This window comes from Pseudomonas sp. IT-P253 (assembly GCF_949768125.1).
Lineage (GTDB): Bacteria > Pseudomonadota > Gammaproteobacteria > Pseudomonadales > Pseudomonadaceae > Aquipseudomonas.
In genome coordinates this window covers 181,290-199,412 of sequence record NZ_CATKPT010000011.1, presented here as the reverse complement: position 1 = coordinate 199,412, position 18,123 = coordinate 181,290, and the positions used below count along the sequence as shown (strand labels likewise).

Genomic DNA, 18,123 nt, shown 5'->3' with positions numbered 1-18,123 from the left:
TCTGCCGATGGGGTCGCTGATCCTTCAGCTGTTTTCAGTATAGACCGGAAAAGACAGGTGATTTCTCAGCCTTGCCGGGCCTTCACGTTTGACCTTGCGTTCAGCCGTCGACATTCTATTTGGGCGTCTTCTTCAAGATCGAAGCCGTCACCGATAAAGCCGCAAGTGCGTGTATCGGCGATGCGGTACCAAACGGCGGCGTCAGGTGGCGGATGACTGGCGTCACCGGCTCGGCGGCCGTGGATGATGATCTTGTTGCAACGCTTCACGACAAAAATGTCTTCCATGGCTCACCGCAGCAGATTCGTTCAGATCAACTATAGAAGCCATTTGCAATCGTGCAAAAAACAGACAGGTCAGTTCGTCGGTTCAGCCCTTTCGAGCATCTTCTCCAGGTACATCGTGTAGTCCTTGGCCTGCAATCAGTGACTGTGACGTGCCAGCGGATTTACGCCAGCACCGCCACCCCCTTGATTTGCGCCCAGAGTTGCTGGCCGGGGTGCACGCCCATTTGGTCTCGGGAGTAGCGAGTGATCCGCGCCAGCAGCGGTGTGCCGTCAGCCTCCAGGCGAATCAGCACGTGAGCGTCGTTGTCCGCGCCCATTTCACTGATCACGGTGACTGGGAGGCGATTGAGGATGCTGCTGTGCTCGACGCTTTGCAGGCTCAGGCTGACATCCCGCGCTTGAACCTTGCAGCGCAGCGCCTGACCCGCAGTCATCGGTGAATGAGTGACGCGAATGTTCAGGTGCGTGCCGGGCAGTTGCAGGGTCAGCAATTGGTAGTCAGTGTCATAGGCACTGACGCGTCCCTCGATCACCACGCCGGCGTCGTCGCCCAGCGCCAAGGGCAGATCAAGGCGCGCCAGGGTTTCGCCAATCGGGCCGCTGGCCAGGGCCTTGCCATTGCTGAGCAGGACGAGGTGATCGGCCAGTCGCGCGACTTCATCCTGTGAGTGGCTGACGTACAGCACCGGGATGTCCAGCTCATCATGCAGTCGTTGCAGGTATGGCAGGATTTCGCTTTTGCGTTGGGCGTCCAATGCCGCCAGCGGTTCGTCCAACAGCAACAGTTTCGGGCTGGTGAGCAAGGCACGGGCGATGCCGACGCGTTGACGCTCACCGCCCGAAAGGTGTTGCGGATGGCGACCCAGCAAGTGGCCGATACCGAGCAATTGAGTCGCATGTGCCATATCGACGCGGCGCTGTTGTTTCGGGATTCGCTTGAGGCCGAACTCCAGGTTGGCCAGTACCGACAGATGAGGGAACAGGCTGGCTTCCTGGAAAACGTAACCCAGCGCGCGTTTGTGCGGCGGTATGAAAATCTTTTTGTCGCTGTCCTGCCAGACTTCATCGTTGATCTGGATGAAGCCCTGATCAGCCCTTTCCAGGCCGGCGATACAGCGCAGGCAGGTGGTCTTGCCCGAGCCCGAATGACCGTACAGTGCGGTGACGCCGCGGCCGGGCAGTTGCAGATCCACCTCCAGGGAGAATCCCGAATAACGCAGTTTCAGCTGTGTTCGAATCATTAATCAGCTCCAGCCTGCTTTGGTTTTACGGCTGGAGTAAAGCGCCAGCAATATCGCAAAGGAGAAAACAAGCATTGCCCCGGCCAGCCAGTGGGCCTGAGCGTATTCCATGGCTTCGACGTGATCGTAGATCTGCACCGAGACCACGCGGGTCTTGTCGGGGATATTGCCACCGATCATCAGCACCACGCCGAATTCACCGACAGTATGGGCGAAGCCGAGAATGGCCGCCGTGATAAAGCCCGGTCGGGCCAGCGGCAGGATCACGCTGAAAAACGTATCCCAAGGATTCGCGCGCAAGGTTGCGGCCACTTCCAGAGGGCGCGTGCCGATGGCGCAAAAGGCGTTTTGCAGCGGCTGGACTACGAACGGCATCGAGTAGAGCACCGAACCGATCACCAGACCGGCAAAACTGAACGTCAGGGTGCCGAGCCCCAGTGACTGGGTGAAGTAGCCGACAAAGCCGTTAGGGCCGAGCGCCAACAATAGATAAAAGCCAATCACGGTGGGTGGCAGCACCAGGGGCAGGGCGACGATCGCCCCGACCGGGCCGCGCAACCAGGATTGGGTGCGTGAGAGCCATAATGCAATCGGTGTGCCGATAATCAGCAGGATGACGGTCGTCAGGGACGCCAGTTTCAGGGTCAGCCAAATGGCGGGAAAATCGGCACTCGAGAGCGTCATTTAGAGTTGGTAGCCATAAGATTTGATGATCGCGGCCGCTTTTGGACCTTTGAGGTATTCGACCAGCGCCGTGGCGGCCGGATTGTCCTTGCCTTTGTTGAGGATCACCGCGTCTTGCTTGATGGGGTCGTGCATGGCCGCCGGAACAATCCATGCCGAACCGCCGGTGACTTTGCCGTCCTTGTAGATTTGCGACAAGGCTACAAAGCCGATTTCGGCGTTGCCGGTAGACACGAACTGGTAGGCCTGGGTGATGTTCTGGCCTTCAACAATCTTGTCCTTGAGTTTGTCCGTCAGGCCCAGTTTGGCCAACACCTGAGTTGCGGCCAGGCCATATGGCGCGGTTTTCGGGTTGGCGATGGACAGGTGCTGATACTGATTGTCGCTCAGCACTTTGCCCTTGGCATCGACGTAACCTTCCTTGGCCGACCAAAGTGCCAGGGTGCCGATGGCGTAGGTGAAGCGTGAACCTTTGAGGGTATCGCCTTCGCTTTCAAGTTTTTGCGGGGTGGTGTCGTCAGCCGAGAGGAACACTTCGAACGGCGCGCCATTCTTGATCTGGGTGTAGAACTGGCCGGTTGCGCCAAAGGACGTGATCAGTTTGTGCCCGGTGTCTTTCTCGAAGTCAGCAGCGATGGCCTGGATCGGGGCGCTGAAGTTGGCGGCAACTGCGACCTGAACTTCAGCTGCCCGGGCGGGCCCGAAGGCAAATACGGCGATCAGGCCCGCAAGACAAGTGGGGGCAAAACGTGAGGCACGAAGGGGCATGAAACGGCTCCAAGGTCAGGCAAGTGCTACGAGGGGTGAAAACGTTATATAGCAGAATATATAGCGAATTGCCTGCAAACGGAATGTGCTGGGGCACACTTGCCCTTGTTGGATGTAGGAGCGAGCTTGCTCGCGATGGACTTGAGAGCAACGCGTTTATTCAGGAAGAACGCGTTATCGTTAACGTCCATCGCGAGCAAGCTCGCTCCTACATTGAACAGCGGCAACAACGGGTTAATCAGGCATGGGTAAGCTTCGCCAACCCTTGCTCCGCCAGGCGCCGAGTCAGCTCGGCCGTGGTCATTTCGACGCCCAGGGTGAACGCCTGCCCGGCCCAGAGATTGCTGAAATCGGCTTCCCCCTTGGCCCGCAGCGGCATCAGCGCGCCACCGGCCAGCGGGAAGGCCGGGGCTTTGTCAGACATCGGCCCGAGTTCACGCATCACTCGATTGAGAATCCCGCGCGCCGGGCGTCCGGTGAAAATATTGGTGACAGCGGTCTCGCTTTCCTTAGCCGTACGCAGCGCCTTGTGATGAGACGCGCTGACCTTGGCCTCTGGCGTGAACAAATACGCGGTACCGACTTGCACTGCCGATGCACCCAACAGAAACGCGGCTGCAACACCGCGTGCATCAGCAATGCCGCCCGCCGCAATCACCGGCACTTTCACCGCGTCGACAATCTGCGGCACCAAGGCAAAAAGGCCCACCTGGCTGCTCAAGTCGTCGCTCAGGAACATCCCGCGATGACCGCCTGCTTCGTAGCCCATCGCGATGATTGCGTCACAGCCATGTTGCTCAAGCCAGATGGCTTCTTCCACTGTGGTGGCTGAGGACAGCACTTTTGCCCCGGCCGCCTTGACACGATCCAGCAAGGATTTTTCTGGCAGCCCGAAGTGAAAACTCACGACTTCGGGGCGAAACTCCTCGATCACCTCGCAGGTCGCGTTCTCGAACGGTGCGCGATTGGATACCGGCGTCGGCGCGTCGAAGTCGACACCCAATTCCCGGTAATACGGTTCCAGCAGATTTTTCCAGTCCCGGGCGCGTTGCTCATCGGCGGCGGGAGGCTGGTGGCAAAAGAAGTTGACGTTTATCGGGCGTTGGCTGTGTTGGCGAATCGTCCTCAACTCTTCACGCAACTGTTCGGTGCTCAACATGGCGGCCGGCATGGAACCCAACCCGCCCGCGTTGCTCGCGGCTATCACCATGGCCGAACCGGTGGCGCCGGCCATGGGCGCCTGGATGATCGGCAGTTCAATTCCGAGCAGGTCAAGAATGCGGGTGTCTGGCCATTGGTTCATTTGAAAGGTTCTCCGGCATGAAAACTGGGCAGGGACGGTAGAGCCGGTTTTGTATCATGACTGGCGCAAGGCCGGCCGAGTTTTCAGAGCCGCCGACGGGATAAAAGCCCGGTTTGGCTTAAAGTCGAGTACGGCAAAATGTTGCGTTGTGCTATTTCATCTACTCGACAAGCCAAGCGATTCCTTTTGGGAGGCAGCAATGTTCAAAGGTATTTTGATCGACAAAGACGACAGCGGTTACCGGGCCACACTGCAAGAGATCAATGACGATCAGCTTCCGGAGGGTGATGTGACGGTGCGCGTTGCGTACAGCACGTTGAACTTCAAGGATGCCCTGGCAATCACTGGCAGCAGCCCGGTGGTGCGAAAATTCCCGATGGTGCCGGGCATCGATCTGGCAGGTACTGTCGAAGTCAGTGGGCATCCGGACTACAAGGTCGGCGACCGGGTGCTGCTCAATGGCTGGGGCGTTGGCGAAGGGCATTGGGGTGGATTGGCACAGAAGGCCCGCCTGAACGGCGACTGGCTGATCCCGTTGCCGTCGCAATTCAGTGCCGCCCAGGCGATGGCTATTGGCACGGCCGGGTACACGGCGATGCTCAGTATCCTGGCGCTGGAACATAACGGCGTAACACCGGAACAGGGTGACATCCTGGTCACGGGCGCCAATGGCGGTGTAGGCAGTTTCGCCATCGCGCTGCTCAGCAGGCTCGGCTACCGGGTGGTCGCGTCCACTGGCCGCACCTCCGAACATGACTACCTCAAACAATTGGGCGCCAGCGAAATCATTGATCGCGCCACGCTATCCGAACCGGGTAAGCCCTTGGCCAAGGAGCGTTGGGCGGCGGTGATTGACTCGGTCGGCAGCCACACGCTGGCCAACGCCTGTGCCAGCACGAAGGCCAACGGCACTGTCGCTGCGTGTGGGCTGGCTCAGGGGATGGACTTTCCAGCCTCCGTTGCGCCCTTTATTTTGCGCGGCGTGACGCTCGCTGGCATTAACAGCGTGACCCAGCCGAAGGCCAGGCGAGTACTGGCCTGGAATCGACTGGCCAAGGATCTGGACTTTGCCTTGTTGCCGCTGATCAGTCACGAAATCGGTCTGAGCGAAGCGATCGATGCCGCACCTCGATTACTCGCGGGTCAGTTGCGGGGAAGGGTTGTTGTCGACGTCAATCGCTGACAAGGTAGGCGCCGCTGCGGCTCGTCAGGGCCGCAAATCTCAATAACAGGGAGTGGCGCAGCAATGGAATTCAAACAGGTCTATGTAGCACCGTTCAGCGTTTCGGGACTGAGGGTACGAACCCTCAACAGCGCGGAACAAAAGGCTGAAACGGCAAAGATTGGCCCTATGTGGGGGCGTTTCCATAGCGAAGGGTTGATTGAGCGGATTGCGCCGCAACAACCCGCTTCACCGGCCTATGGCGTGTACTCCGGGTACGAATCGGATGCATTGGGGGCGTTCGATGTGACGGCCGGGATTGCTGTTCAGGCACCGGCGCAAGGTTACGAGACAATCCGCATCGAAGACGGCCAATACCTGGTGTTCGAAGGCAAGGGGCCGATGCCGGGTGCCGTCATCGACGCCTGGCAACGAATTTGGGCCTATTTCGCAGCAAACCAGCAGATCAGGCGCCGGTTCGCGACCGACTTTGAAGCATATACAAGCCCGGATTCCGTGGCGGTGTACATCGGCATCGTCTAAGGCAGTGCTTCTCGCTCCAACAACAGGCGTTTGCGTTCCACGCCCCAGCGATAGCCGGAAAGATCGCCATTGCTGCGCACCACGCGATGGCACGGAATGGCCACCGCGAGGCTGTTCGCGCCGCAGGCCTGGGCCACGGCGCGGAAGGCTTTTGGCGCGCCGATGCGCTGGGCGATTTCGGCGTAGCTGGCCGTGCTACCGACGGGGATCTCTCGCAGCGCTTGCCAGACCCGTTCCTGAAACGCAGTTCCGCGAACATCCAGGGGCAGGTCCAGGCCAATGGCCGGCGCTTCGATAAAACCGACCACCTTGGCGATCAGTTGCTCGAATGAGTGATCGGCACCGATCAGGTTGGCCTGTCGAAACTTGTCCTGCAGATCGCACACCAATTGGTGTGGATCGTCCCCGAGCAGGATCGCGCAAACCCCGCGTTCACTTTGCGCGACCAGAATGGCGCCAAGGGAACACTGGCCCACGGCAAAGCGAATGTCGTTGTTCTGGCCTTCGGCGCGATAGTCGCCGGGTTTCATGCCCAACAGCTGATCCGCGGCCTCATAGAAGCGGCTGTTGGAGTTGAAGCCGGCGTCATACAGCGCATCGGTCACCGAGCCGCCGTTCGCCAACCGTTCACGTACTCTGCGCGAGCGATGGGCCGTGGCGTAACCCTTGGGGGTCAGGCCGGTGACGGCTTTGAACACCCGATGGAAGTGAAAGCTGCTGAGGCCTGCGGCATCAGCCAGTTCGTTCAGGGCCGGCAGATGTTCGGCGGTTTCAATCTGACGGCACGCGGCGGCCACGATCACCGCATGGTGTGCGGCGACGTCGCTCTGATCCTTTGTCGCCCGTTTGCTCGGGCGATAACCCGCCGCCTGGGCCTGCTCGGCGGTATCAAAAAATTCAACGTTCTGCGGTTTCGGCAAACGCGCCAGGCTGCTGGGGCGACAGTAGATGCCGGTGGTTTTCACTGCGTACACAAACTGTCCATCTGCCCGGGAATCACGCGCAACGACGGCGGCCCAGCGAGGATCGTTTTCGGTGGCGATTGTTGTCGTGTGGATTGTCATGGCTTCATCTCCGTTGACCCGTTTCATTCAGAGTAACCAGCCGGCAGGCTCTGAACACTCCGGGTCTTGCGGTCGAATTCGAGGGCTTCATCCCGCGTTGCGGAAGGTGAAGTTGATCCGTTGTTCGCCCATGCTGGGGTGTTGGCCTTCCTTGATGGGCAGCACGCCGTGATAGCGCAACCGATCCACCCCACCCCAGACCACGATGTCTCCATGTAACAGGGGCACGCGTTGGCTTTTTTCGCGGCGTTCAAAACCGCCGAACAGGAACATCGCCGGCAATCCGAGGGAGACGGACACAATCGGCGCCGCGTAGGACTTTTCGTCCTTGTCCTGATGCAATGACATCTTTGCGCCGGGGATATAACGATTGATCAGGCAGGAATCAGGCACGAAATCGGCAAACCCTGCTGCTCGTGCGGCCGCTTGCGCCAATTCGAAAAACACCTCGGGCATGGTGGGCCAGGGCTGGCCGGTCTGCGGGTCGTGGTGGGTGTAGCGATAACCGCAGCGGTCGGTGGTCCAGCCCAGCGTGCCGCAACTGCTCAAGGCCACCGACATGGTGAAACCACCCGGGGTGATCATCTGTCGAAACGGCGCCGCCGCCAGCACCGCTTGCAGTGCGGGCAGCAAACGTTCCAGCCACGGCAGGGCGAAGCCTCTCAATACGTAGGATTGTTCGCCTATCCGGTCGCGTCTGGGCCACTGCTCAAGTTCCGCATCGGCAAACAGATCCAGGGTGCTCGGGTTCATGGGGTCATAACGCATCGTGAAAGATGATTCCAAGGGTATGCCGTTTTCCGCTGTGCAGGCGACTGACGCCATGGCGCAGGGTGACGCGGTAATAGCCGCGAACGCCTTTGACCGGGCGCTGGTTGACGGCAAAGACCAGTGCGTCGCCTTTCTTCAGACTGATGACTTGAGGGCGTGACTGCATCCGGGGGCGTTGTTCGGTCAGGACGAATTCGCCACCGGTAAAATCCTCGTCCGGCTCCGACAGAAGAATCGCAACTTGCAGCGGGAAGACGTGTTCGCCGTACAGATCCTGATGCAAGCAGTTGTAGTCCTGCGGGCCGTATTGCAGCAACAACGGCGTCGGACGATCCTGACCGGCGGCATGACAGCGCTCTAAAAACGCCTCATGCGTCTCGGGGAATCGGGTCGCAAGGCCCATCTGTTCGTACCACCGATTGGCAATCGGCACCAGTCGAGGGTAGAGCGCGCTGCGTAAACGGGCTACCGGGGCGGGCAGTGGGTAGCTGAAGTATTTGTACTCGCCGCGACCAAAACCATGGCGGGCCATGATGACGTGAGAGCGGAAAGGCTCGCGCTGGCTGTAGAGGGCGCTGATGTCGTCGCACGTCTGGTGGCTTAAAAGCGACTTGATGGTCGCGCAGCCATCCTGATCGAGTTGTCGTTCCAGCGCGTCCCGGTCGCCTGCAACGAGTTGATGCTCGCTAAACACGGTCTGACTCCTTAACCCAACGTTGAGGTGGTCAGTCTAGGGGGCGCTGCTTTCGATATCACTCCGGTGCTTGCGGTCGAACTTCACCGCGTGGAGCAGACGTCCTTGTTGTCGCTCCGGATCGCTTTACAGCGCTTTGCTGACACTAATGTCGCTGATCACGTCTACGCTCTGGCCATGAATGGCGTCCAGCGCGGCCTTGGCCTCTGCTTCGGTGCCCTTTTCAAGCTGGGCAAATTCAAAGCGGCGCTCACCGTTGAGCTTGTACTTGATGACGTATTTGGTTGTTTGAGCCACGGTCATACCTGCCTGTTCTCTTGGTGGGGCGTCACTCAGCTCAGTTTCGAGCTGGAGCGGCGGATAATCTTGATCGAGTGAGTCAGGGTCGGTTTGCGGGTTACGCTAATTGCCTTGCGGCTGACCATGTCGATGGTTATGTTCCAGAATCCGGTACTCGGTGCAGTAATCCGGGCCGGGAAAGTGTCGAATGCACCGCCATGGTAAGTGTGCCGGCCGCCATTTTTGAAGCTGCGGAAATTGGCGTCGTTCATCAAGCGGATGTTGCAGGTTTGGGAGCACTGGATGACGACGATGTCGTCTTCGTTGAGGTGCTCGCGCTGGTGGATAAATTTCATGAGGCGCCTCCAGAAGGGCTTTTTCTACAAAATCAAAACGATAGCGTTGGGCGATTGGCGCAGTTTATCAGCCCGAACGGGTTATTATCCGACCGTCGAGGTCCGGTTTGACAATTAAAAACAGTTATTCGCAATTCTATGCGCGATAACAGCAGTGAGCCTCGGAGAAAAACGGCATTTGTGCTGTCGGAGAGGCTTTATCGGAGGATTTGTATGAAGTGGGGTGTAGTGTTACTGCCGTTGGCGTTGGCAATGACTGGTTGTGCGACAGTCTCGGAAATCAACGAGTCGCTGCCCACCATGAGCGTGATCTCAGGCAAGAAGCCCCTTGAGTACGCGCATTGCCTGAGCGAGAAGCTGGCCGATAGCCGAGGCGCTCTGCAAATCGAGCCACAGAAGGACGGTGTGCGAGTCATCGTTGCGCAGAAATATTCGTCGGGGCCGGCCGCTGTATTCGATATTGAAAACCGCGCCAGCGGCAGCAGCATCAAGTTGCATGAGCGCATCTCCAACGTGCCTATTCGCCCACATGATGTACGCAACGCCGCCACCGAGTGCATTTCCGGCTGATAGACTGTCGACTGTCAGCACCAATGCCGTCCAAGCGTCGCTTTGACGGCATTGTCATTTCTGGAGTCGAGCATGAAGCGAGAGCAGGTACGGGAGCGTCATGCAGAGGGTCATATCTCTGCCACTCACGTGATTCAGAACCCGGCAAATTCGGGAGAATGGATCGTATTTTTCAAGAAAAGCGCCGGGCGCAGTTATTTCCTGGTGGATGAAAACGATGAAGTCGAATCGTTCAGTCGCCTGGACGACTTGATCGAGACCGTGCGCGGGCTTGGGATCAAATTCGCCGAGATTCACATATAGGGCAGGGCGCCTTACTTGCAGACCACCACGACGGTACGGGTCTTATAGTTGCCGACGTCGACGCCAAGGGTCTTGTCGCTATCCTTGGTCGAAGGTGTTCCGTCGGTACCGACGATTCGATAGCCGGTGCCGGCGCAAGAGGCATCGGCTTTTTCGTAGCAAGTGCCCCACGAGTTGGCTTCTCCGGAGCAGTCGATGCTCAGGCCTTGTTCGCCGTTGTTCAGATACATCTTTTCGGAAGTCGCACAACCGCTCAGGGCCAGCAATGCAATCAGTGGCAGAAATCTAGTCATGTCATTGTCGTCGTCAGGATGATGGGGCTAAGCCTGTGACAGCGCCGGGATCAAAAGGTTATAGCGATGGCCATTTCGTTGCAGACCATCATAAAAAAGCCCTGCGCTGCGACAGGGCTCCAGTCGAGTCAGGCGCGTCTCAGGACTTGTCCTTGCCGCGTCGTTTCGGCGCTGCCGGTTGATCCTGCAACACCGATGCCACCTCAATCGCCAACGCTTCGGTAGGGAACGGCCCGGCGATATTCTCGCCGTCTACGCTGTCTACCCACCACTGGCCGTCTTTTGCCTGATTGATCAGGTACCCGTTGACACTCTTTGCTACCGACATCTATCTGCCTCGTTGACTGGTTCTATCGCGCAATGATACCGCCAAATGCACTCAACAGGTGCTGATGGGTGTAGGGTGGTGCGATTGTGTGGTCGTGCATACATGACGGTCTGTGCTATCAATAAAGGCGCCGAAGCGATCCGGGGAACTATCCGCGAGAATATTTCTCTATGATGGCATCGGTTAGCCAGCGCGGGGCATTGTAAGGTGCACGCCGCCTGATTAGACTGCGACCGAAACTCGTACACACAGCCCTATCAAGGACTTATATGATCAAGAAATGCTTGTTCCCAGCAGCCGGTTACGGTACTCGCTTCCTGCCAGCGACTAAAGCCATGCCCAAAGAAATGCTGCCGGTGGTAAACAAGCCACTGATCCAGTACGGCGTCGAAGAAGCACTGGACGCCGGGTTGACCGAAATCTCCATCGTGACCGGTCGTGGCAAGCGTGCCCTGGAAGACCACTTCGACATCAGCTACGAGCTGGAAAACCAGATCAAGGGCACCGACAAGGAAAAGTACCTGGTCGGCATCCGCAAGCTGCTCGACAACTGCTCGTTCTCCTACACCCGCCAGACCGAAATGAAAGGCCTGGGCCACGCGATCCTGACTGGCCGTCCGCTGATTGGCGACGAACCGTTCGCCGTGGTACTGGCGGATGACTTGTGCGTCAACCTCGAAGGCGACGGCGTCCTGACCCAGATGGTCAAGCTGTACAAACAGTACCGCTGCTCGATCATTGCGATCCAGGAAGTCGATCCGCTGGAAACCAACAAGTACGGCGTTATCGCCGGCGACCTGATCGGTGATGACCTCTATCGCGTTCGCAACATGGTCGAGAAACCAGCCCCGGAAGACGCACCGTCGAACCTGGCGATCATCGGTCGTTACATCCTGACACCGGACATCTTCGACCTGATCAAGCAAACCGAGCCTGGCAAGGGCGGCGAGATCCAGATCACCGACGCCTTGATGAAACAGGCGCAAAACGGTTGCGTGATTGCCTACAAATTCAAGGGCAAGCGTTTCGACTGCGGTGGCGCTGAAGGCTACATCGAAGCCACCAACTTCTGCTTCGAAAACTTCTACAAGACTGGCAAGGCCTACTGATAGGGTTTGACCTGCTTGTACTGAAAAGCCACCTTAGGGTGGCTTTTTCATTTTCCGCCCTCATATCGTCTGCAGCGCTTGCCCAACGGATGTCTGCAGGTATGCTGGTTGCCTGCCGAGGAGATTGAAGATGGCCTACGATTTTGACCTTTATGTGATTGGTGCCGGTTCTGGCGGTGTGCGGGCTGCGCGATTTGCTGCCGGGTTTGGTGCGAAAGTGGCTGTGGCCGAGAGTCGTTACCTGGGCGGTACGTGTGTGAACGTCGGTTGTGTGCCGAAAAAACTGCTGGTTTACGGTGCGCACTTCGCTGAAGACTTCGAGCAATCTTCCGGGTTTGGCTGGACACCGGGCGAGGCGACGTTCGACTGGGCGACGCTGATTGCCAACAAGGACCGCGAGATCAATCGCCTGAATGGTATTTATCGCAACCTGCTGGTCAACAGCGGTGTGACCTTGCATGAAGGCCACGCCAAAATCGTCGATCCGAATACCGTCGAGATCAATGGCGAGCGTCATACCGCCAAGAGCATCCTGATTGCGACCGGCGGCTGGCCGCAGATTCCGCAGATTCCGGGGCATGAGCACGCGATCAGTTCCAATCAGGCGTTCTTCCTGAAAGATCTGCCCAAGCGCGTTCTGGTGGTAGGTGGTGGGTACATCGCCGTCGAATTCGCCGGGATCTTCCACGGCCTGGGGGCCGCGACCACGTTGCTGTATCGCGGTGAGTTGTTCCTGCGCGGCTTCGACGGTGCCGTGCGTAAGCATTTGCAGGAAGAATTGACCAAGCGCGGTATGGACCTGCAATTCAACGCCGACATTGAGCGCATCGACAAACAGGCTGACGGCAGTTTGAAAGTCACGCTCAAAGACGGTCGCGAGCTGGAGGCGGATTGTGTGTTTTACGCCACTGGCCGGCGTCCGATGCTGGACAATCTCGGGCTGGAAAACACCCGCGTCAAACTCGACAAGAAAGGCTTTGTCGAGGTCGACGAGCTGTATCAAACCGCCGAGCCGTCGATTCTGGCCCTTGGCGACGTGATCGGTCGTGTGCAACTCACTCCGGTCGCGCTGGCCGAAGGCATGGCTGTTGCGCGGCGTTTGTTCAAACCTGAGCAATATCGTCCGGTGGACTACAAGATGATCCCGACGGCTGTATTCAGCCTGCCGAACATCGGTACCGTAGGCCTCACCGAAGAAGAGGCTCGCGATGCAGGTTATGAGGTGGTGATCTACGAAAGCCGTTTCCGCCCGATGAAGCTGACCCTGACCGAATGCCAGGAGCGCACGCTGATGAAGCTGGTGGTGGACGGCAAGACCGACAAGGTTCTTGGCTGCCACATGGTTGGGCCGGACGCCGGCGAGATCGTCCAGGGCCTGGCGATTGCCTTGAAGGCCGGCGCCACCAAGCGCGACTTCGACGAAACCATCGGTGTGCATCCGACGGCTGCCGAAGAGTTCGTCACCATGCGGACGCCGGTCGCGGGTTAATCGCCCTTCGTCGGCTCTGATGCGTCTGGCGCTGTCGCAATGACAGTCGCCCGACGCACGCACTCATCGAGGCTCGCCTGAGTCTTGAGGCATTCAATTTCCAGCGCTTTGTTGATCTGCGACTGCTCATCGACGCTCTGCTTCAGCGACTGGCTTTCCAGCAGAGCTGTGCGCAAGCGTTCCTGGAGGAGGGTGCGCTCGTTGTCGATACGATTGACCTGTTCAAGCAGCTGATCCTGGCGAGTGTGAGTCTGCTTGAGCTGTTCCTGCAACAGGCTCAACTCCCGCAGCGTGCCACGGTTTTCGGTCAGCAGACGCTCATTGTCGCGGTGCAGTTGGGTGATTTCATCCTGGCGCACTAAAGCGCTTTGCTGGGCCTGGCGCAACTCCATCTGAATCTGTTGCACCTGGCCTTCGTGGCGGCGTTGCTCCTGCTCACGCTGGTCTTTGACGGCGTTGCGATAGTGCTCCAGCGCATCGCGCGCATGCAGGTGTTTTTCTTCAAGTGAGCGAATCTGCTCGTCCTTGTCTTGCAAGCGTAACTCGAAATCAGCCAGTGCCTGGTTCAGTCCGGCGTTACGGGTTTGCTCGGTCTGCAAAATGGACAGCGTGTTGTGCAGGGTGTCGGATTCCTGCGTGAGCGCGAGGGTTTGAATCTCGTATTGCTGCTGCAGTTCAGTATTGGCCTCTTGCGCGACGGCCAGTTGGCGGTCCAGCTCTTTTCGTTGCTGATCGAACTGCGCGCGCGCCTGATCGATAGGTTCCTGCGCCTGTTCTTTGAGGCGCTGTGCGAGGCGCGAGACCAGCCCCGCCAGCTCGTCATCGATGGGTTCGCCGGCCGTATCGGCGGGCTCGACGCCGTCATCCAGCTCCTTCAAATACCGGTGAATGGTGGTTTTCGAGCCGGTATTGCCCATCTCGATCCGTACCGCGTCGATGCTTGGGTTTTCGCCGCGGGCGAGGATTGCCAGGCGTGCCGTTTGAACCACTGCTTTGTTGATGCCGCCACGGGCCATGAGCTCTCCTACGATTTCGTACTGTGGTATGTACGCACATAATACACGATGTGCTACACCAGTATAAAAGTTAAAATACAACAGGTATTCACACGGGATATACTGGTATTACCCCGTGTGATAGCAGTTCTGAAGTGTTTATCGCTCTATATCCGTACGCAATCCCCTTGTAGGAGCGAGCTCGCTCGCGAAAAACCCAAGAGCGCCACTGGGTATCTGGCTTTACGCATTATCGTTAACCACCATCGCGAGCAAGCTCGCTCCTACACAGGCAGAGTCATTCCCATGAGCGAGCTGGATCGCTACCTGCAAGCCGCCACGCGCGATAACACCCGTCGCAGCTACAGGGCGGCCATCGAGCATTTCGAAGTCAGTTGGGGCGGTTTTTTGCCGGCCACCGCCGACAGCGTCGCGCGCTATCTGGTGGCCTATGCGGGGGAGTTATCGATCAATACGCTGAAGTTGCGCTTGTCGGCATTGGCTCAGTGGCACAACAGCCAGGGGTTTGCCGATCCCACCAAGGCGCCGGTAGTGCGCAAGGTCTTCAAGGGCATTCGCGCACTGCACCCGATGCGGGAGAAGCAGGCCGAGCCATTGCAGCTACAGCATCTGGAGCAAGTCGTTGACTGGCTGGAGCAGGAAGCGTGCGCGGCAAAGGCTGAACATGACCGACCGACGCTGCTGCGGGCACGGCGCGACACCGCACTGATCCTGCTCGGCTTCTGGCGCGGCTTTCGTAGCGACGAGTTGTGCCGCGTACAGGTCGAGCACGTACAAGCGGTTGCCGGCTCTGGTATCAGTCTTTATCTGCCGCGCAGCAAGAGCGACCGCGAAAACCTTGGCAAAACCTACCAGACCCCGGCGTTACAGCGTCTCTGCCCGGTTCAGGCGTACATCGCCTGGATCACCGAAGCGGCACTGGTACGAGGGCCGGTTTTTCGTGGCATCGACCGTTGGGGTCATCTGAGCGAAGAGGGCCTGCACGCCAACAGCGTCATTCCTCTATTACGCCAGGCGCTGGAGCGCGCGGGCATCCCCGCCGAGCATTACACCAGCCACTCCTTGCGGCGCGGTTTTGCTACCTGGGCGCACCAAAGCGGTTGGGATTTGAAGTCGTTGATGAGTTACGTGGGCTGGAAAGATATGAAGTCCGCCATGCGCTATGTCGAAGCCAGCCCGTTTCTTGGCATGACGCTCCGCTCTGAAAAGGCCTTGGCGCCATAGCTCAGATGCAATGCAATCCGTAGCAGCTGGCGGAGCCTGCGTTCGGCCGCGCAGCGGTCGTAAATTCTAAATCCGCGGTGTATCAGGTAGACCTTGCAAGCCGGTTTACGACCGCTGCGCGGCCGAACGCAGGCTCCGCCAGCTGCTACACAAATCCTAGATACCGATTTCTTCTATTAATACTGCCGACTAATAGCCAAAACAAATCAGCAGCATGAGGTTTGCCAATGAGCCTTCCGTCCGTCGAGTGTTTAGAGTTCTCTCCATCAACTTCTTAACCCCTGACGGAGAGTCAACGATGCCTATCATCAACAGCCAAGTTAAACCGTTCAAAGCGACCGCCTACAAAAATGGCGACTTCGTACAAGTGTCGGACGCGGACCTGAAAGGCAAGTGGTCTGTCGTTTTCTTCTACCCAGCCGACTTCACCTTTGTTTGCCCGACCGAACTGGAAGACCTGGCTGACAACTACGACGCGTTCCAGAAACTGGGCGTCGAGGTCTACAGCGTTTCCACCGATACCCACTTTGCCCACGCTGCCTGGCACAACACTTCGCCAGCCATCGGCAAAATCCAGTACACCATGATCGGCGACCCGACTCACGCCATCTCCCGCAACTTCGACGTGCTGATCGAAGAAGCCGGTCTGGCTGACCGTGGCACCTTCGTGATCAACCCTGAAGGCCAGATCAAAATCGTCGAGCTGAACGACGGCGGTGTGGGGCGTGATGCTTCTGAATTGCTGCGCAAAATCAAGGCCGCTCAGTACGTAGCTGCTCACCCAGGCCAGGTTTGCCCAGCCAAGTGGAAAGAAGGCGAAGCCACTCTGGCCCCGTCCCTGGACCTGGTCGGCAAGATCTAAGTCTATGAGTCGTGCTGCATCAGGGCGCAACTGCGTACCTACTCAGTAAGCTGCACCGCCCTATAAAACGCCCGGGCGAGATTCGCTCGGGCGTTTTTTTATGTCTGCTCTCCATGAAACAGAAGAAAGGAAATCGCCCGTATGTTGGACGCCAATCTTAAAACCCAGTTGAAGTCATACCTGGAACGGGTCACCCAGCCGATCGAGATCGTTGCATCCCTCGACGACGGTGCGAAATCCCGGGAAATGCTCGACCTCCTGAAAGACGTTGCCAGTCTTTCCAGCCAAATTACCTTGCTCGACAACGGTGACGATGCGCGCAAACCATCGTTCTCGATCAATCGCCCGAGTGCCGATATCAGCCTGCGTTTCGCCGGCATCCCAATGGGCCACGAATTTACTTCGCTGGTGCTGGCCTTGCTGCAAGTCGGCGGTCACCCATCGAAAGCCAGTGTTGAAGTGATCGAACAAATCCGCTCGCTCAAAGGCGAGTTCAGCTTCGAGACGTACTTTTCGCTGTCTTGCCAGAACTGCCCGGACGTCGTCCAGGCGCTGAACCTGATGGCGGTGCTGAACCCGAACATCCGCCACGTCGCCATCGACGGCGCGTTGTTCCAGGCTGAAGTCGACCAGCGTCAGATCATGGCGGTGCCAAGTGTCTATCTGAACGGCGTTAACTTCGGTCAGGGCCGTATGGGCCTGGAAGAAATCCTCGCCAAAATCGACACCAGCGGCATCGAGCGTCAGGCCGAGAAGATCAGCGCCAAAGCAGCCTTTGACGTGCTGGTGGTCGGCGGTGGCCCGGCCGGTGCATCGGCAGCGATCTACGCGGCGCGTAAAGGCATTCGCACCGGCGTGGCCGCTGAACGTTTTGGTGGGCAGGTGCTGGATACCATGGCCATCGAGAACTTCATCTCCGTGCAGGAAACCGAAGGGCCGAAACTGGCCGTAGCACTGGAAGAACACGTCAAACAGTACGATGTCGACATCATGAACCTGCAACGCGCCGACAAACTGGTGCCGGGCAAGCAGGGTGAGCTGCACGAAGTTCACTTCGCCAGTGGTGCGAAGCTCAAAGCCAGGACCGTGATCCTGGCGACCGGTGCAAGATGGCGTGAAATGAACGTGCCGGGTGAGCAGCAATACCGCAACAAAGGCGTGGCGTATTGCCCGCACTGTGATGGTCCGCTGTTCAAAGGCAAGCGTGTGGCCGTGATCGGCGGCGGTAACTCCGGCGTGGAAGCGGCCATCGACCTGGCCGGTATCGTGTCCCACGTCACGCTGCTGGAGTTTGACGTACAGCTGCGCGCCGATGCGGTTCTGCAGCGCAAATTGCACAGCCTGCCGAATGTCACGGTGATCACCCATGCGCAAACCACTGAAGTGACCGGCGACGGGCAGAAGGTCAACGGCTTGCGTTACAAGGATCGTCAGTCGGACGAGTTGCGTCATGTCGAGCTGGAAGGGATCTTCGTGCAGATCGGTCTGCTTCCCAATACCGATTGGCTCAAAGGCACTGTCGAGCTGTCGCCTCGCGGCGAGATCATCGTCGATGCCCGCGGTGCAACGTCGCTGCCTGGTGTGTTCGCGGCCGGTGATGTGACCACCGTACCGTACAAGCAGATTGTGATTGCAGTGGGCGAGGGCGCCAAAGCGTCGCTGAGCGCATTCGATCACTTGATCCGGACGTCGGCCCCGGCATAAAACCCGGACGCTGAAAACACAAAACCCCATGCAGGGTCATGGGTTTTTTTGTGTGCTGCTCATTCCAGACTGT

22 protein-coding genes are annotated in these 18,123 nt (G+C 58.3%); 9 read left to right on the top strand and 13 right to left on the bottom strand.

Translation table 11 applies throughout. The annotated features are described in order from the left end of the window. Window positions 1-65: 65 nt before the first annotated feature. From ACM6IR_RS06720 to ACM6IR_RS06700, 5 genes are all read right to left on the bottom strand, one after another. Window positions 66-287, bottom strand: a complete 222-nt coding sequence (locus ACM6IR_RS06720; protein WP_414906972.1) for a hypothetical protein — start codon at window positions 285-287, stop codon at window positions 66-68. A 161-nt stretch (window positions 288-448) separates the two neighbouring features. After that, window positions 449-1,528, bottom strand: a complete 1,080-nt coding sequence (gene modC, locus ACM6IR_RS06715; protein ID WP_414906971.1) for a molybdenum ABC transporter ATP-binding protein — start codon at window positions 1,526-1,528, stop codon at window positions 449-451. 3 nt (window positions 1,529-1,531) lie between these two features. Continuing rightward, window positions 1,532-2,212 carry a molybdate ABC transporter permease subunit gene (gene modB, locus ACM6IR_RS06710; protein ID WP_414906970.1) on the bottom strand — a complete coding sequence of 227 codons (681 nt, stop codon included), beginning with the start codon at window positions 2,210-2,212 and terminating at the stop codon, window positions 1,532-1,534. After that, a complete protein-coding gene (gene modA, locus ACM6IR_RS06705; protein WP_414906969.1) occupies window positions 2,213-2,980 on the bottom strand; it encodes a molybdate ABC transporter substrate-binding protein in 768 nt (255 codons plus the stop codon). A gap of 238 nt (window positions 2,981-3,218) precedes the next feature. Continuing rightward, entirely contained in the window at window positions 3,219-4,283 is a 1,065-nt protein-coding gene (locus tag ACM6IR_RS06700) for an NAD(P)H-dependent flavin oxidoreductase (protein WP_414906968.1), read from the bottom strand. A 199-nt stretch (window positions 4,284-4,482) separates the two neighbouring features. Between ACM6IR_RS06700 and ACM6IR_RS06695 the strand changes: the two genes are divergently transcribed. After that, the gene (locus ACM6IR_RS06695) at window positions 4,483-5,466 is read left to right on the top strand and encodes an MDR family oxidoreductase (RefSeq protein ID WP_414906967.1); all 984 of its coding nucleotides are present in this window, start codon (window positions 4,483-4,485) and stop codon (window positions 5,464-5,466) included. Between the two features lie 63 nt (window positions 5,467-5,529). Next, window positions 5,530-5,988, top strand: coding sequence for a GyrI-like domain-containing protein (locus ACM6IR_RS06690; protein WP_414906966.1), 459 nt, complete (start codon window positions 5,530-5,532; stop codon window positions 5,986-5,988). On the opposite strand, the gene ada is transcribed toward ACM6IR_RS06690, so the two are convergent. The 5 genes from ada to ACM6IR_RS06665 all read right to left on the bottom strand — a co-directional run bounded on the left by ada (window position 5,985) and on the right by ACM6IR_RS06665 (window position 9,152). Further along, window positions 5,985-7,052: a bifunctional DNA-binding transcriptional regulator/O6-methylguanine-DNA methyltransferase Ada gene (ada, locus tag ACM6IR_RS06685; RefSeq protein WP_414906965.1), complete on the bottom strand. Its 1,068-nt coding sequence runs from the start codon at window positions 7,050-7,052 to the stop codon at window positions 5,985-5,987. The genes ACM6IR_RS06690 and ada overlap by 4 nt on opposite strands. Window positions 7,053-7,139: 87 nt before the next feature. Then, window positions 7,140-7,820: a DNA oxidative demethylase AlkB gene (alkB, locus tag ACM6IR_RS06680; protein ID WP_414906964.1), complete on the bottom strand. Its 681-nt coding sequence runs from the start codon at window positions 7,818-7,820 to the stop codon at window positions 7,140-7,142. Beyond that, window positions 7,810-8,517: a 2OG-Fe(II) oxygenase gene (locus ACM6IR_RS06675; RefSeq protein WP_414906963.1), complete on the bottom strand. Its 708-nt coding sequence runs from the start codon at window positions 8,515-8,517 to the stop codon at window positions 7,810-7,812. The genes alkB and ACM6IR_RS06675 overlap by 11 nt, the downstream gene beginning before the upstream one ends. 126 nt (window positions 8,518-8,643) lie before the next feature. Beyond that, window positions 8,644-8,820 (bottom strand): hypothetical protein, encoded by a 177-nt coding sequence (locus tag ACM6IR_RS06670; protein ID WP_414906962.1) that lies wholly within the window; start codon window positions 8,818-8,820, stop codon window positions 8,644-8,646. Window positions 8,821-8,849: 29 nt separating this feature from the next. Next, window positions 8,850-9,152, bottom strand: a complete 303-nt coding sequence (locus ACM6IR_RS06665; RefSeq protein ID WP_201119803.1) for a DUF1883 domain-containing protein — start codon at window positions 9,150-9,152, stop codon at window positions 8,850-8,852. A gap of 213 nt (window positions 9,153-9,365) precedes the next feature. On the opposite strand from ACM6IR_RS06665, the gene ACM6IR_RS06660 reads away from it, so the two are divergent. Both ACM6IR_RS06660 and ACM6IR_RS06655 read left to right on the top strand, forming a co-directional pair. After that, window positions 9,366-9,722: a hypothetical protein gene (locus ACM6IR_RS06660; protein ID WP_414906961.1), complete on the top strand. Its 357-nt coding sequence runs from the start codon at window positions 9,366-9,368 to the stop codon at window positions 9,720-9,722. 72 nt (window positions 9,723-9,794) lie between these two features. Beyond that, complete coding sequence (locus ACM6IR_RS06655) at window positions 9,795-10,025, top strand: hypothetical protein (protein WP_414906960.1); 231 nt, start codon at window positions 9,795-9,797, stop codon at window positions 10,023-10,025. 11 nt (window positions 10,026-10,036) lie between these two features. On the opposite strand, the gene ACM6IR_RS06650 is transcribed toward ACM6IR_RS06655, so the two are convergent. After that, on the bottom strand, window positions 10,037-10,318 hold the full coding sequence (locus ACM6IR_RS06650) for a hypothetical protein (protein WP_414906959.1): 282 nt from the start codon (window positions 10,316-10,318) through the stop codon (window positions 10,037-10,039). 139 nt (window positions 10,319-10,457) lie between these two features. After that, entirely contained in the window at window positions 10,458-10,646 is a 189-nt protein-coding gene (locus ACM6IR_RS06645; RefSeq protein WP_414906958.1) for a hypothetical protein, read from the bottom strand. A gap of 269 nt (window positions 10,647-10,915) precedes the next feature. On the opposite strand from ACM6IR_RS06645, the gene galU reads away from it, so the two are divergent. Further along, window positions 10,916-11,755: a UTP--glucose-1-phosphate uridylyltransferase GalU gene (gene galU, locus ACM6IR_RS06640; protein ID WP_414906957.1), complete on the top strand. Its 840-nt coding sequence runs from the start codon at window positions 10,916-10,918 to the stop codon at window positions 11,753-11,755. A 130-nt stretch (window positions 11,756-11,885) separates the two neighbouring features. Then, complete coding sequence (gene gorA, locus ACM6IR_RS06635; protein ID WP_414906956.1) at window positions 11,886-13,244, top strand: glutathione-disulfide reductase; 1,359 nt, start codon at window positions 11,886-11,888, stop codon at window positions 13,242-13,244. On the opposite strand, the gene ACM6IR_RS06630 is transcribed toward gorA, so the two are convergent. After that, the gene (locus tag ACM6IR_RS06630; RefSeq protein WP_414906955.1) at window positions 13,241-14,260 is read right to left on the bottom strand and encodes a DNA-binding protein; all 1,020 of its coding nucleotides are present in this window, start codon (window positions 14,258-14,260) and stop codon (window positions 13,241-13,243) included. The genes gorA and ACM6IR_RS06630 overlap by 4 nt on opposite strands. A gap of 285 nt (window positions 14,261-14,545) precedes the next feature. On the opposite strand from ACM6IR_RS06630, the gene ACM6IR_RS06625 reads away from it, so the two are divergent. From ACM6IR_RS06625 to ahpF, 3 genes are all read left to right on the top strand, one after another. After that, complete coding sequence (locus ACM6IR_RS06625; protein WP_414906954.1) at window positions 14,546-15,484, top strand: site-specific integrase; 939 nt, start codon at window positions 14,546-14,548, stop codon at window positions 15,482-15,484. A 298-nt stretch (window positions 15,485-15,782) separates the two neighbouring features. Further along, a complete protein-coding gene (gene ahpC, locus ACM6IR_RS06620) occupies window positions 15,783-16,346 on the top strand; it encodes an alkyl hydroperoxide reductase subunit C (RefSeq protein ID WP_414906953.1) in 564 nt (187 codons plus the stop codon). Window positions 16,347-16,487: 141 nt separating this feature from the next. Then, window positions 16,488-18,050 carry an alkyl hydroperoxide reductase subunit F gene (gene ahpF, locus ACM6IR_RS06615; RefSeq protein WP_414906952.1) on the top strand — a complete coding sequence of 521 codons (1,563 nt, stop codon included), beginning with the start codon at window positions 16,488-16,490 and terminating at the stop codon, window positions 18,048-18,050. Window positions 18,051-18,123 lie beyond the last annotated feature (73 nt).